Below are 15332 nucleotides of genomic sequence, written 5' to 3' on the forward strand. Positions count from 1 at the left end.
AAAATTGAACAGATGCTGCTTAACTAATAATAATAGAAGGAAATATGCTTTTCGTCAAGGAAGTAGCGTTTTCCAAAATAATAAAGAATGGCAGGCCGATTTATATGTCTAAGCTGCCACAAAATTTCTCCCTACGTACACACAAGGATTTTTATCACAAAATATCTATTAGTTGGGTATCCTTTCAGTTAAGCAGCCAATTGTGTCACTAGGTTAAAAAAATCAGGGAACGTATTGGTTTGCATGTTTTGCGATGCATGCATCTGACGTACTACTACAATATTTTTTTCAGGGATAATAACAAGATATTGACCTAGATATCCTTCAGCAAAATACATCGTTGGTTGTGTCTTTACCCACCACAGCAAACCACACATATAATTGATTCCATTTGCTAAGCGGTTAGATAGTGGTTCGGGATTCATTGATAATCGAATCCATTCTGCGCTAATAATACGTTTGCCGTTCCAAATGCCGTGATGAAGAACCAATTCGCCAATTTTAAGCAAATCCTCTGCTTTAATTTGCAGTCCTGCCATTCCATGAGGATTGCCAGCAGAATCTTTCATCCAGGTGAAATCAGTAATTCCTAGGGGCTTGAATAATGTTATTTCGATAAAGTGATCCATTGGCAAGCCTGATAACTTTTTAAATAGACCAGCTAATAAATTGATCGCTTTGTTGTTATAGAAAAATATCTCTCCAGGATGGTTGCTAAGTTCTGCGGCCAATGCGAGCTTTACAAAATCTGGAGCAGCATAAATCTCTTTAGTTGTTGGGTCAGCCTGAATGCCGGAGGTATGTGTCAGTAAATGCTGAACCGTAATTAACTTCTTTTCTCCCTGCCTCCATTCTGGGTAAAACCGAAAAATAGGATCATCCAATGAAATTAGTTTTGCATCATATAATATCCCAATGCCCAAGCTAACTATTGACTTGGTAACAGACATAGCCTCAATAGAGCCTACGTGAGGTCGTGAGAAATACGCTCCTATAATTTTACCATTTTGTGCAATTATTGCAGCATCAGATTGCGATGATTTAGCTCCACGGATTATATCGATTATATTTTTTTTAGTGTTATCATCAAGTTGATTAAGGGAATAGAATTCATTAGAGCTATCATCAAAGGACATATTGAAAGACATACAACACACATCAAATTTACAACATTTTTTATATAATAGATTATTTTTTGAACATTTTCATAATTTGATGGATTTTTTGTCTCATTTTTATTGATTTTTTTCAAAATGAGCATCCAAATAACTTATCAGAGGAATTTTAACTTTTTTAAATATCAATCATAGCAACTGTCTTGAAATAAAATTCAAGACAGTTGCTATGATTGATTCGGATTTCCTCAAATTGAATCATTGGCTGTTTATTTTCCTTAAGCCATAGCGCATCTTATTCTTTATCGTGAAGTGCTTTTGCAGAAGCCAGAATTTGTGGTTCTTGCCATAAAGTCATAAATAAAACCATAACCAAAGGACCTACAAATAAACCAAGTAAACCTAAAGTTTCTACCCCACCCAGAATTCCAAATAACACTGCTAAAAAAGGTAATTCAATTGCACCACCAATCAAAGCAGGTTTAACAAAGTGATCTGCAACAAACATCACAAGGGTTCCCCAAACCAAGACTATAATTGCACCAATCATACTGCCCAATGAAAACAGAACCATTGCTACCGTTATAAAAACTATAGGAACAACAAATGGGATCATTGCTGCAAGTGCAGTGATAAAACCGACTAAGGTAGGTGCAGGGAAACCAACCAAACCATAACAAACTCCCATTAGGATACCTACTCCAAGCCCTACTACTATAGTTCCATTAACTGTGGCCCTCAATGCTCGGGGTAATCTATCCGCATAACGAAACCATCTTTTCCCCAAGCAATATTCCCCTACTTGGTAAATCTGCGATAATAATTGATCGCCATCACGATAAAAGAAAAACAAACTTAATAGTGTGAAGCCTAATTGAACGCTTCGATGAGCTAAACTTGCCCCTATTTGTTTCACATAATAGCTCGTTGGTGTCAGCGACAAGTGGACATTAGACAATAGACTCTTAATCATTCCTGGCTTACCAATATGCTCATCCCAATAAGTAACTAAATCATTTCCCAAAAATGGAAAGTCTCTTAAAAATCCTGGGGCAGCACCACCTTGTTGATTAATCTCTTGTAGGAAATTAATAAATATCTGTAATTCCTTAATCAACAGTCCCAATAACCAGCTTAAAGGAAGTAAAAACAACAAACCAATTAAAGTCGTAAAAAGTAAAGCGGATAAATTATTTTTATTCCCAAAAAAAATACGCCATTTTTCATATAAGGGATAAGTTGCAATAACAATTATCGAAGCCCATATTAATGACGGGATAAAACGATGAATAATAAATAGACTAAGAATTACAATTCCAACGGTTAAGCCCATACTAATGAGCTCTTTATGGTTCTCATTCATTAGGCAAAACTCCATGCTAAAACTTGCATTAATATCCAGGAAGGCACTGCAGCTAATACATCATCAAGCATAATTCCAAAACCACCACGCACTTTTTGATCGACGTAATCAATAGGTTGTGGTTTCCAAATATCAAAAATTCGAAACAAAATAAAACCACAGATCATCCATTTTACTCCCTGAGGTGCCATAAACATGGTTAGCAAATAGCCTACAACCTCATCCCAAACGATCCCTTTATAATCATGCACACCCAAATCCTGAGATACTTTGTCACATACCCACACACCCAATAGAAAAGCAATAAGCGTCAAAAATAGATAAACCACCCAATTGGTACCCATAAGCAGTAAATACACAGGTATTGCAGCTAATGTACCCCATGTTCCTGGCGCTGTCGGCATTAAACCACTACCAAACCCAAAGGCAATGAAATAAATAGGATCCTGAAAAACTTTTTTTGCTAAATTTATTTGTTTCATTTCTTATTCTCTTACTTAGCTAATCTTAAAGGTTGGATCAAAATGTATTAACTTACAATAGTCACTAACTTCTGAGTTTTTGTCCCTAAGGCTAAAAATGCGAGTATCCTTTCGGTGTTAACTCATAGTAGTGATTGTTCGCATCTTTCATTCTTAGACCCGCTCTCTCCTCAACTACTCCGATGGGATAACAACGTAAATCAGCACTATTTAAATCATTAATTAATGAGGACAAGCGATATTCAGGTACAGTAAAACATAACTCATAGTCATCTCCCCCAGTCAAAGCCAAATCAACTGCGTTATCAGTCCAATATTTATCAAGCAAGGGATGTATTGGAATTGTCTCTTTATTGAGACAGGCACCAACACCACTCGCAACACAAATATGGTTTAAATCGGCACTAAGTCCATCGGAAATATCTATAGCTGCAGTTGCATGGCCTCTTAAAAACTCAATTAAATCAACACGAGGCTTTGGGTGTAATAATTTATCCATTAACTCGACTTTATCTTGCTCAGAAATGTTCTGATTTTCAAGCAATTTAACTGCTAAAGCAGCAGCACCCAATTCGCCTGAAACTAAAATAATGTCGCCAGGTTTAGCGCCCCCACGTGATATCGTTGTACCTATGGGCGCAGTCCCAAAAATAGTGAGCGTAATCGATAAAGGACCATGTGTTGTATCGCCACCTATTAAAGTCATGTCAAATTGGTTTAGCGAATCTTTTAATCCTTGCACAAATAAAGTAAGCCATTGCCGATTGAGTTCGGGCAAGGTTAGAGCAAGAGTAACCCAAGAAGGATTTGCTGCCATAGCAGCCATATCACTCACATTAACCATGACTGATCTGCATGCAATATCATAGGCATTCCAATGCGGGAGAAAATGCACTCCTGAAACCAGTGTATCCATACTCACCAGTAAATTCATTTTATGGGGAACACGTACACAAGCAGCATCATCACCAATACCTAACAGTACATCATCACGTTCATAATCTAGTGGTTTAAAAAAATGCTCAATAAGTGAGAACTCATCCATAGTTATGACTGATTTCGACGGAACGTACTTGTTGTGCCAAACTATTTAATACTCCATTGACATAACGATGCCCATCCTGGGAACCAAATTCTTTAGTCAACGATATTGATTCATCAAGCACGACTTTATAAGGAATTTCTGGGCAATATAATAATTCAAAAGAACCAATACGTAATACAGTCAGTTCAATTGGATTTAAGCCGGTAATTTCTCTATCAAGAAAAGGAGTAATGCTTGCCTCCAATGTTTCAATATGAGCGGGGACGCCATGTAAAATACGGCAAAAATAATCTACATCCACTTTATCCATATTGTTAACGATTCGAAATTGTGCCTCGATTTCATGTAATTCACTTCCAGACATTAACCATTGATAAAGAGCCTGAAGTACTAATTTTCTGGCTTTTCTTTTACCGCTTATTGACTGCTTTTCCACCTTAACCTCATGAATTCTTTATAAACAACTCCCCTCTCATTGAGAAGGGGCATAAAAATAGCGAATACCAGGGTATTAACAATTCACCTTATTGAAGTTTATGTGCCACGAACAAATTGCATTACGTCAATAAGTAAATTTTTATACCTACCCTAGTCTTTATTCATCTGGTCTATAGTTTGTCTGAAGTCACTTACGTCTTTAAAGCGTTTATAGACAGACGCAAAACGCACGTAAGCTACATGATCCAAGCTATATAATTCCTTCATGACCAATTCACCAATGATCTGGGAGTCAATCTCTCGTTCTCCTCGACGGCGAATTTCCTGCGTAATCGCAATAATCGATGCCTCTAATGCATCAACACTAACGGGCCGTTTTTCCAGAGCGCGTAACATGCCTGAGCGTAAATTATCAATATTAAATGGCTCACGCCTGCCATCACGTTTTACAATTAACGGCATAATTAATTCAGCTGTTTCAAAAGTAGTAAAACGTTCATGACACACAAGACATTCTCGTCTTCTTCGCACCTGGGCACCTTCAGCCACCAGGCGTGAGTCCACTACTTTAGTTTCTTCTGCATGGCAAAACGGGCAAAACATAATTATCCATAAACCGGAAACTCACGACACAAAAGCAGTACTTGTTCTTTAACTTTTGCTATGGTCGCCTCATTGTTAATATCATCAAGAATATCTGCTATCCAATTGGATAAAAGCGTTATTTCTCTTTCTTTAAATCCTCTTGTTGTAACCGCAGGAGTTCCCAAACGTAAGCCACTGGTTACAAAAGGAGAGCGAGGATCATTAGGGACTGTGTTTTTGTTCACGGTGATATTAGCTTTATCTAAAGCTGAGTCGGCATCTTTACCCGTGATATTCTTATCAATTAAATCAACCAATAATAAATGATTGTCTGTGCCTCCTGAAACAATTTTATAGCCACGACTCATAAGCACTGAGGCCATAGTCTTGGCATTCACCAATACTTGCTGTTGATAAGTTTTAAATTCAGGCAGTAAGGCCTCAGCAAAAGAAACTGCTTTGGCAGCGATCACATGCATTAGTGGTCCGCCTTGGTTACCAGGGAAAACAGAAGAATTCAATTTTTTCTCTATTTCCTCGTTGGCACGACATAAAATCATTCCACCTCTTGGGCCTCTGAGTGTTTTATGGGTAGTTGTGGTAACAACATCAGCATAAGGTACTGGAGAAGGATAAAGACCTACAGCAATCAATCCGGCAACATGAGCAATGTCAGCCATTAAGTAAGCACCGACCTTATCTGCTATTGCTCTAAACCGTGGCCAATCAAGGACACGTGAGTAGGCAGAAAATCCGGCGATGATTAATTTAGGTTTATGCTCTTGGGCTAAACGTTCTAATAAATCATAATCAATTAAACCGGTATTTGCATCGACGCCATAAGGAATAGCATTATAGAGCTTTCCAGAAAAATTTACTTTGGAACCATGGGTTAAATGACCGCCATGAGGTAATGACATTCCTAAAACAACATCCCCAGGAGCTAAAAGAGCCATCATTACCGCCGCATTAGCTTGCGACCCAGAATGAGGTTGAACATTTACATAATCTGCTGAAAAAAGTTTTTTAGCACGCGCAATTGCCAACTCTTCAGCGACATCAACATACTCACATCCGCCATAATAACGTTTGCCCGGATATCCTTCAGCATATTTGTTAGTTAATACAGAACCTTGAGCCTGCAAAACACGTGGACTCACATAATTTTCCGATGCAATAAGTTCTACATGTTCTTCTTGTCGGCGCTGCTCATCAACGATCGCTTGAAATAATTCATCATCAAAATTTTCTATAGTATAGCTTCGGTCAAACATGAGTAATCCTTGGGAAAATGGTTAAGGTCTAACGATGATGTCATTACGTACCTTCCTAACACCATCCACGCTTGCAGCAATAATCCCTGCTCTTTGCTTCAATCTTGGGGTAGCAACAAAACCACTGAGTTGCACTTCATCTTTAAAAGTTTTAACTTGTACCGCGAAACCTGTACGCCCTAATTGATTCACTAATGTTGCTTTTACTTTAGTTGTGGTCGTCGAACTATCCAAAAACTCTCCCGTGCTTTCACTACCTGGAGAAGCAACACATGCTATGATAAGTATAGATAAAAGTCCCACAAACAGCATTTTAAGTGAGTTACGCATCCAAAAACCCCCTAAAGAAAAAACGTCATAAGACTACCACAAAATTTACCTGGTTACGAATTGTGAATATAAATCGGAAATAATACTGTAGTTTTGATTTAAAAAAGCGCATGTCCTGGGTATGACCATTCATAACCCAGGAATATCAAACATAAACTCTATTCAAGTGTCTTTTTTCATTATTCAGTGACCACAACCTTAGAGCCAGACTCTGAAGGATGATGCTTCACCACCTGATTTTTTTTCTTTTCATGTCCATGGACATTACTCTGATTTGTATTTTTCACTACCACTTGTTTTTGATTAGAAGTATGTTCGTGAGTCTGTTTATGGCCATGTATTTTAGGCTGGACAGCTGCCCCATGAGTTTTTGTATGGCTTTTATGATAAGGAGAAGGATGACGGTAGTCATGTGGACGCTCATCGAAACCATAGATTTCAGCTCGCGGAGGAACAGTGTGATAATAACCTGCATCATAATATTCCGGCTCGGTCATCTCACATGAAGTCAAAAAGGGTAACAACACAAGACAAGGGATTAAACGCTTCATCGACATCTCCTGAAACACAAATAAAAAAGGGAAGGTGCACTTGCATGCAACTTCCCTATCGTCAAATAAGCTATTGCTTATTTTTAGAAATTACTTATTTTTTTGCAGTAATCTCAACTTTATCGCCTTTAATACCTTTGTTGAGGTAATTAACGATACGTACAGTGCTATTTACATTAGTCCAGCCTGAGTAAATAGTGCCATATGGAGATTGGATTAATAAGTTCATACCAGAGTGGCAGTAACCATAGTAGTACAAGCTGATGTAGTGAGGTGCATCATAGTAAAATATGGTGAATGGATCTAAAGGAGCACCATCATCAAAAGAACCGTATACACGAACATTATCAACACTGTTATTGATGATTTCAATTTCACAATAACCTGGATACATCATTGATTTGCCAGCAGGTTTATGATTTTTGTCAGCCTCTGTAGCTTTTGGATGCAAGTGTGCATTTGCAGCAAAAGCTTGACCAATCAAGCTAAAACAAAGAGCAAATAATAAGGACTTCAACTTCATGGTTTCTCCTTCGTTTAATGAAAGCAGCATAGTAGCAAAGTGTTGTATTTAGTCAATAGGTTATTTTTATAACCATGAAATAAATAAAATTGAAACTTATAAACACAATAAGGGTAATAATATTCATCTTTCATGTTATATTTGGCGGGTTTCAAAATTATCGTTTTTTTTAAGCATTTAGGGGAGTATTAATGAAAAAGCGAATGATCATCATGGGAGTAGCCTTACTGATCGTTTTCGGTGGGATCATTGCTTTTAACCTGATCAAAGCATTTATGATTAAGCGTTTTTTTGCAAGCTACCAACCACCTGCTGTTTCTGTCGCCTCATCTGTTGCCAAAGCAGTAGACTGGCAGCCAACCATTCATGCAGTCGGAAATTTCGTTGCGTTTAATGGAGTTGATGTAAGCGCACAAGCGTCAGGAAACGTGGTAAAAATTGATTTTGAATCAGGACAGTATGTCGATAAAAATGCACCATTAATTACTATTGATGACAGCGTGGATCAAGCCATATTGAAATTCAATCAAGCAGAATTAACTCTGAAAACGCTTAGCTATAAACGCCAAGATGACTTGTTTAAACGAGGTGCGGCTCCTGTTTCCAGTGTTGATGAAGCTAAAGCAAATCTTGATCAGGCGCAGGCAAAATTAGATCAAACTCAAGCACAGATTAATCAAAAGCACATTACAGCACCATTTGCTGGCAAATTAGGTATACGACAAGTGAACCTGGGCCAGTTTATCAGCCCGGGACAAACAACGATCGTTTCCTTACAATCACTTGACCCATTGTATTTAGAGTTTTATCTCCCAGAGCAAATGTATAAACGTATTCGGCCCAATCAAACCATTACGTTTTCTGTAGAAGGGTTTCCCAATGCGCTTTTTGAGGCCAAAGTAACTGCCATTAACTCTAAAGTAGATCTCAACACACACAATATGTTGGTTCAGGCTACCCTTGCTAATTGCCCTACCGCAGCAATTAAAACTCCTGAAAATTCTCCCTTAGTGCAAACCCGAAAAGAACCAATGGGTAATAAACGAATTGTTAGTTGCAACTCTGATTTAAACAGCAAAAATAAAATTCATAGTTTTACCTTCGTACCCGGTATGTTTGCTTCAATTGAAATAAGCCAACCTCCTGAGCCCAATACCGTGATTGTTCCGTCAACTGCTATATCTTATAGCTTATACGGTAACGCTGTTTACATAATAGAAAAAAATGCAGAGGGTAAGAAAAACCCAGATGGTTCTGATCTGCTCACCGTCAAGCGTGTTTTTGTTACCACTGGAGAGCAACGTGGAAATTATACCGTAATCAAAAAAGGAATTAAGGCAGGACAATTGGTTGTAAGCGCCGGAGAAATAAAATTACAAAATGGCACGCCCGTTGTAATCAATAATGATGTCAAACTGAATGAAATCAGTAATCCGGATGTATTAGAACAATAAGCTAAATTGAATCTTAGTAACCTGGGTGAAGCAAAGCGAAACCCGGGTTAATTTTAATATAGGCACATCACACCTATAACAAGAATTTTTTAATCAGGAACACGTTATGAAGTTTACCGATCTTTTTATCAAGCGGCCCGTACTTGCCATGGTAATTAGTTTGCTCATTCTGCTTTTTGGTATTAACTCCATCTATAAGATGCAAATTCGCCAATATCCGCGTATGGACAATACAGTAATTACCATTATGACTGGATATCCTGGTGCGGATGCCGATCTTATTGCGGGATTCATTACTTCGCCTTTAGAAAAAGCTGTTGCCAGTGCAGAAGGGATTGATTATATGACCTCTTCCAGTACTCAAGGCTTAAGCACTATAACTCTAAATATTAAATTAAACTTTGATCCTCAAGTGGCTTTTACTGATGTAATGAGTAAAGTGCAACAAACACTAAACCAGTTACCCAAAGAGTCTCAACAACCAGTTATTTTGAAAACATCCGATAGCTCAACAGCACTGATGTACATCAGTTTAGACAGTACGGAAATGACCCCCCAGCAAATCACTGACTACGCCACCCGTGTTGTCCAGCCACAACTGCAAACGGTGGACGGTGTTGCTAAAGCAGAGATTTTGGGGGGTGCCACCTACTCCATGCGAATCTTTCTTGATCCTGTTAAAATGGCCGCACTGGGAGTTTCCCCCTCAGATGTATCCATGGTACTTGCCAAAAATAATTTTCTCACTGCAGCAGGAAATACTAAAGGTGAATACGTTGCAATCAGTATCACTGCAAAAACGGATCTTAATGACACGACACAATTTAGCAACCTGATTGTTAAAAGTGATAAAGGCTCTATTGTTCGGTTACGCGATATTGGTAAAATTGAATTAGGTTCACAAGACTATGACACCTCGGTTACTTTTAATGGTAAAAAAGCGGTATTTATATCCATTACTCCTACGCCAACAGCAAACCCTCTGACCGTAATTAGTGATGTACGAAAAATACTTCCCTCCGTTATTAGAGAGTTCCCTCCATCCTTAACAGGAACGATAGTTTATGATGCGACAGCCTTTATTAGAGCATCTCTTGATGAAGTAACACATACTATTATTGAAGCAGGCTTAATTGTTATCGTAGTGATTTTCTTATTCTTGGGCTCTATTCGTTCGGTACTCATTCCTGTTGTAACCATTCCTCTTTCATTAGTTGGTGTATGTACCTTGATGCTTATTCTCGGATATAGTATTAACTTACTTACTTTGCTCGCTTTTGTTCTAGCCATTGGTTTGGTAGTCGATGATGCCATTGTGGTTGTAGAAAACGTCCATCGACATATAGAGGAAGGAAAAACTCCTTTTGACGCTGCATTGATTGGCGCGCGAGAAATAGCCACGCCAGTAATTGCAATGACGATTACCCTCGCGGCTGTATACGCACCAATTGGATTCATGGGGGGGTTAACTGGTGCTTTGTTCAAAGAGTTTGCATTTACTTTAGCCAGTGCAGTAATCATTTCCGGAGTTATCGCCTTAACTCTTTCTCCTATGATGTGTTCAAGGGTATTATCTAAAAATATAAGTAGCGGCAAATTTGTGCATTTTCTCGATAATTTTTTCAATAAACTTAAATTGAAATATCAAAATGCATTGCATAGTTTGCTCAATACTCGCGAGATTATGTTGTTCTTTGCAGCAGTAGTTATCCTGATGTTGCCTTATCTGTACACTCATACTGCAGCAGAAACAGCACCTGATGAAGACCAGGGCTTCTTTTTCGTCATGGCGATGATACCTCAATTTGCCACACTTAATTACATTGAGTCTTTTACTAAGCCATTTGATGAAATTTATAAAAGTTTTCCTGAAACAGAAAATTATTTTACCGTAAACAACAGTAGCCAAACCATCTCGGGAATGGTATTAAAGCCATGGAATCAACGCAGTAAAAGCCAGTTTGCTTTAAAACAACCACTGCAAGATAAATTATCACAAGTCGCAGGCTTAAATGCTTTTGCAATTGTTCCGCCCCCTCTCCCAGGTGGTGGAGGCGGAACACCAGTTCAATTTGTAATTAAAACAACTAACGACTTTCAAAGCTTGTTGGATGTTTCACAAAAACTCACTGAAAAAGCTCAAAAAAGCGGTTTATTTATATATGTCGATAATTCGCTTAAATTCAACAAGCCCCAAATTGTCCTGGATATCAATCGCTCCAAAGCTTCTGAAATGGGATTAGATATGCAAGCAGTTGGGAGCAGCTTAACCAGTGCTTTATCTGGCAATTACGTCAACTATTTTAATTTGGAAGGACGTAGTTATCAGGTTATTCCGCAATTAAGCCGCCCTTTCCGCATGACCCCTGAGCAATTAGGGCAAATATATGTGAAAACCATGAACGGAACTATGGTTCCTCTTTCAACTGTAGTTACCGCTGTGGAAAAAACTGCGCCTAATGCCGCCACGCATTTCCAACAAATGAACTCAGCAACCATTCAAGCAGTCATGATGCCTGGCAAAACACTTGGCGAAGGCCTTGAGTTCTTACAAAATGCAGCCAACGATACATTACCTAAAGGGTTCTCTTATGACTATGGTGGTGAGTCAAGACAATTTATACAAGAAGGAAGCGCCCTCATATTTGCATTTGTGTTTGCAATAATAATTATCTTTTTGGTACTTTCCGCTCAATATGAAAGTTTCCGCGATCCTCTAATCGTCTTAATCAGTGTCCCCATGTCTATCTGCGGCGCCTTAATTCCCTTGAATTTGGGTCTAGCAAGTATCAATATTTACACTCAGGTTGGCTTGATTACTCTAATCGGATTGATCTCCAAACATGGGATTTTGATCGTAGATTTTGCCAACCATCTACAGCGAGAAAAAAATTTGGATAGACGAGCTGCCGTTGAGGAAGCTGCAGGCATCAGATTAAGACCCATTCTCATGACTACTGCTGCCATGGTATTCGGTGTATTGCCGCTTTTGATTGCTAGTGGCGCAGGAGCAGTAAGTCGCTTTGATATAGGTCTGGTTATTGCAACGGGCTTGTTAATCGGAACAGGATTTACTTTATTTGTAGTTCCTACCCTGTATACATACATTGCAGAAGACCATCGCTTGAAAAAAGCTGAGCCTCAGTTTGATGAAGCAAAAATTCCTGATGTTCAAGTACCTACTCAAAAACATCAACATCCCTAATATAAAATGCCCGGGTGCAGCACAGCTGAACCCGGGTTTATAAATCATAGTTTCCCCGAGTTCTGCTGCCGCGAACCCAGACTACAAAGCTAAAACTGTAATTTTCCAACCCCATATTATTGTTACGCTTATTGGCTCAACTTATGGTTGAATTTGTGATAACATTTCGTCTTTTATCAGTACAGGTTTAATCATGGATAAAATCTATTCCCCTGAAGCAATTGAAAAAGCATGCTATAAAAATTGGGAAAATCATCACTATTTCCAGCCTCATGGTGACGGCAACAAATATTGCATTATGCTTCCTCCTCCCAATGTCACAGGTAGCCTGCATATGGGACATGGTTTTCAGCATACGATTATGGATGCTTTGACCCGTTATCATCGGATGTTAGGCCATAAAACTCTATGGCAACCTGGTACTGACCATGCTGGCATTTCAACGCAACTCGTTGTTGAGCGTCAACTTGAAGCCTCAGGAACCTCTAGAAAAGATCTTACCCGCGAACAATTTTTAGAGCGTGTCTGGCAATGGAAAAATGAATCGGGTAATACTATAACGCAACAAATGCGACGATTGGGTGCTTCAGTAGACTGGAGCCGCGAACGGTTTACTATGGATGAAGGGTTATCAGCCGCAGTACAAAAAGTGTTCGTGCAACTCTATGATGAAGGTTTGATTTATCGTGGAACTCGTTTAGTGAACTGGGATCCTAAATTAGGAACTGCAGTATCGGATCTTGAAGTGCTTTCTGAAGAAGAGGATGGTTTCCTCTGGCATATTCGCTACCCAGTCGTGAATTCAACCGAGTCTCTTATTGTTGCTACCACCCGACCTGAAACGATGTTGGGAGACACTGCAGTTGCCGTACATCCCGAAGATCTACGTTTTAAACATCTTATTGGACAAGAAGTTCATCTTCCACTTTGTGATCGAACAATCCCGATTATTGCAGATGAATATGTCGATAAAGAATTTGGTAGCGGTTGCGTTAAGATTACACCCGCCCATGATTTTAATGATCATGAAGTGGGTAAGCGCCATCAGCTCCCTGTCATCAGCATCTTAACTAAAAAAGCATCTATTAATAAAAATGCTCCTTTAAAATATCAAGGAATGGATCGATTTGTAGCCCGGGAGCAAATCATTAAAGATCTGGAGACAGAGGGTCTATTAGTTAAAACAGAACCGCATAAATTAAAAGTACCTCGTGGTGAAAAATCGAATGTCATCATAGAACCCCTGTTAACCGATCAATGGTATGTCAAAACGCAACCACTCGCTGAGCCCGCAATCGCTGCAGTGAAAAATGGTGAAATTCGCTTCATTCCAGAAACCTGGAGCAAAACCTATTTTCAATGGATGGACAACATTGAAGATTGGTGTATTAGTCGCCAATTATGGTGGGGACACCGTATACCTGCGTGGTATGACAGTAATGGTAATGTCTATGTAGGATATAGCGAAAATGATGTTCGTTTTAAATATAAAATTAAAGATTCAACGGTGTTAAAGCAAGATGAAGACGTTTTGGATACATGGTTTTCTTCGGCACTTTGGCCTTTTTCAACTTTGGGTTGGCCGGAACGTACTTCAGAATTAGAACAGTTCTACCCAACTTCGGTTCTGGTTACAGGTTTTGATATTATCTTTTTCTGGGTAGCTCGGATGATCATGATGGGGCTAAAATTTACCGGAAAAATTCCTTTTAAAGAAGTTTTTATTACCGGCTTAATTCGAGACAGTGAAGGGCATAAAATGTCCAAATCCAAAGGGAATGTGCTTGATCCACTGGACATTGTTGATGGAATTGATCTCGAGTCGCTCATTACAAAACGAACTTCTAATTTAATGTTGCAATCTGTTCGGGACAACATCATAAAAAATACCCGTAAAGAATTCCCTGAAGGTATTAGCGCCTATGGAACAGATGCCCTTCGTTTTACCTATTGCTCTCTTGCATCTACCGGCCGAAATGTACGCTTTGATATAGGACGAGTTGAAGGTTATCGTAATTTTTGTAACAAATTGTGGAATGCAGCACGTTATGTATTACTCAATACAGATGAAGAGCAAATCGATTTCGATGATGGAGCATTTCAATATACCCCAGCAGATCAGTGGATTTTATCTCGCTTGCAACACACCATAAGTAAAGTACATCATTATTTCGAAACCTATCGATTTGACTTGTTATCAAACACGATTTACGAATTTGTCTGGCATGAGTACTGCGACTGGTATCTCGAATTATCTAAGCCCATCTTGCAAGATGAGCATGCACTGAGCGCTTTGAAACGCGGCACTCGTAAGACTTTAATTCACGTGCTCGATCAGATTCTTAAAATGTTGCATCCTTTAATGCCATTTATTACAGAAGAAATTTGGCAACGTACTACCAAGTTAACCAGTGATAACGGTTCAAGCATTATGGTAAGTACTTATCCTCAAGTGAACCATGAGTTCATTAATGATGCGATTGAAGAAGAATTAGAATGGTTAAAAGCAGCGATTCAAGCAGTACGTACCATCCGTAGTGAAATGTCTATTTCACCTGCTAAACTTATTCCGCTTTATATTCGAAATATTACGCCAATGCTTAAAGACAGAGTGGAGAAATATCAGCACACATTAAAAGCATTGAGTAAATTAAGCCAGATCCATTATCTGGAAGCAGATGAAAAGATACCAGTCTCTGCAACTGCGGTACTTGGTGAAATTGAATTACTCATTCCAATGGCTGATTTAATTGATAAAGAAGCGGAACTGACTCGCTTAACAAGAGAGCTAGCCAAGCTAGATAAAGACATTAGTCTTGCTGAAGGTAAATTAAATAATCCTAAATTTACTGATAAAGCCCCTGCGGAAATTATTGCTAAAGAACGTGAAAAATTAGCGCAAGCACAACAGACTAAAGATAAGCTCTTGCAACATAAAATTAGAGTTGAGTCATTGTAAGAAATATA

13 protein-coding genes are annotated in these 15332 nt (G+C 38.7%); 3 read left to right on the forward strand and 10 right to left on the reverse strand.

Translation table 11 applies throughout. From position 1 onward, the window contains the following. Positions 1–188 precede the first annotated feature (188 nt). The 10 genes from BW930_RS09940 to BW930_RS09985 all read right to left on the reverse strand — a co-directional run bounded on the left by BW930_RS09940 (position 189) and on the right by BW930_RS09985 (position 7706). Positions 189–1148, reverse strand: coding sequence for a serine hydrolase domain-containing protein (locus BW930_RS09940; protein WP_058468401.1), 960 nt, complete (start codon positions 1146–1148; stop codon positions 189–191). A gap of 262 nt (positions 1149–1410) precedes the next feature. Continuing rightward, positions 1411–2478 carry an AI-2E family transporter gene (locus BW930_RS09945; RefSeq protein WP_058468402.1) on the reverse strand — a complete coding sequence of 356 codons (1068 nt, stop codon included), beginning with the start codon at positions 2476–2478 and terminating at the stop codon, positions 1411–1413. Further along, positions 2478–2960 (reverse strand): phosphatidylglycerophosphatase A family protein, encoded by a 483-nt coding sequence (locus BW930_RS09950; RefSeq protein ID WP_058468403.1) that lies wholly within the window; start codon positions 2958–2960, stop codon positions 2478–2480. The genes BW930_RS09945 and BW930_RS09950 overlap by 1 nt, the downstream gene beginning before the upstream one ends. 91 nt (positions 2961–3051) lie before the next feature. After that, entirely contained in the window at positions 3052–4005 is a 954-nt protein-coding gene (gene thiL / locus BW930_RS09955; protein WP_058468404.1) for a thiamine-phosphate kinase, read from the reverse strand. Further along, positions 3998–4441 (reverse strand): transcription antitermination factor NusB, encoded by a 444-nt coding sequence (gene nusB, locus BW930_RS09960; RefSeq protein ID WP_058468405.1) that lies wholly within the window; start codon positions 4439–4441, stop codon positions 3998–4000. The genes thiL and nusB overlap by 8 nt, the downstream gene beginning before the upstream one ends. A 152-nt stretch (positions 4442–4593) precedes the next feature. Continuing rightward, entirely contained in the window at positions 4594–5046 is a 453-nt protein-coding gene (gene nrdR / locus BW930_RS09965) for a transcriptional regulator NrdR (protein ID WP_058468406.1), read from the reverse strand. Positions 5047–5048: 2 nt separating this feature from the next. Further along, the gene (gene glyA, locus BW930_RS09970; RefSeq protein ID WP_058468407.1) at positions 5049–6302 is read right to left on the reverse strand and encodes a serine hydroxymethyltransferase; all 1254 of its coding nucleotides are present in this window, start codon (positions 6300–6302) and stop codon (positions 5049–5051) included. Positions 6303–6323: 21 nt separating this feature from the next. Further along, positions 6324–6632, reverse strand: coding sequence for a BON domain-containing protein (locus tag BW930_RS09975; RefSeq protein ID WP_058468408.1), 309 nt, complete (start codon positions 6630–6632; stop codon positions 6324–6326). Between the two features lie 179 nt (positions 6633–6811). Further along, positions 6812–7183 (reverse strand): hypothetical protein, encoded by a 372-nt coding sequence (locus tag BW930_RS09980; protein WP_064276583.1) that lies wholly within the window; start codon positions 7181–7183, stop codon positions 6812–6814. Positions 7184–7277: 94 nt separating this feature from the next. Beyond that, entirely contained in the window at positions 7278–7706 is a 429-nt protein-coding gene (locus BW930_RS09985; protein ID WP_058468409.1) for a hypothetical protein, read from the reverse strand. A 191-nt stretch (positions 7707–7897) separates the two neighbouring features. Between BW930_RS09985 and BW930_RS09990 the strand changes: the two genes are divergently transcribed. From BW930_RS09990 to BW930_RS10000, 3 genes are all read left to right on the forward strand, one after another. Beyond that, positions 7898–9160 (forward strand): efflux RND transporter periplasmic adaptor subunit, encoded by a 1263-nt coding sequence (locus BW930_RS09990; protein ID WP_058468410.1) that lies wholly within the window; start codon positions 7898–7900, stop codon positions 9158–9160. A gap of 106 nt (positions 9161–9266) precedes the next feature. Further along, on the forward strand, positions 9267–12365 hold the full coding sequence (locus BW930_RS09995) for an efflux RND transporter permease subunit (RefSeq protein WP_058468411.1): 3099 nt from the start codon (positions 9267–9269) through the stop codon (positions 12363–12365). A gap of 193 nt (positions 12366–12558) precedes the next feature. Further along, a complete protein-coding gene (locus BW930_RS10000) occupies positions 12559–15324 on the forward strand; it encodes a valine--tRNA ligase (RefSeq protein WP_058468412.1) in 2766 nt (921 codons plus the stop codon). Positions 15325–15332: the final 8 nt, after the last annotated feature.

The organism is Fluoribacter gormanii, from assembly GCF_900156395.1.
GTDB classification, from domain to species: domain Bacteria; phylum Pseudomonadota; class Gammaproteobacteria; order Legionellales; family Legionellaceae; genus Legionella; species Legionella gormanii.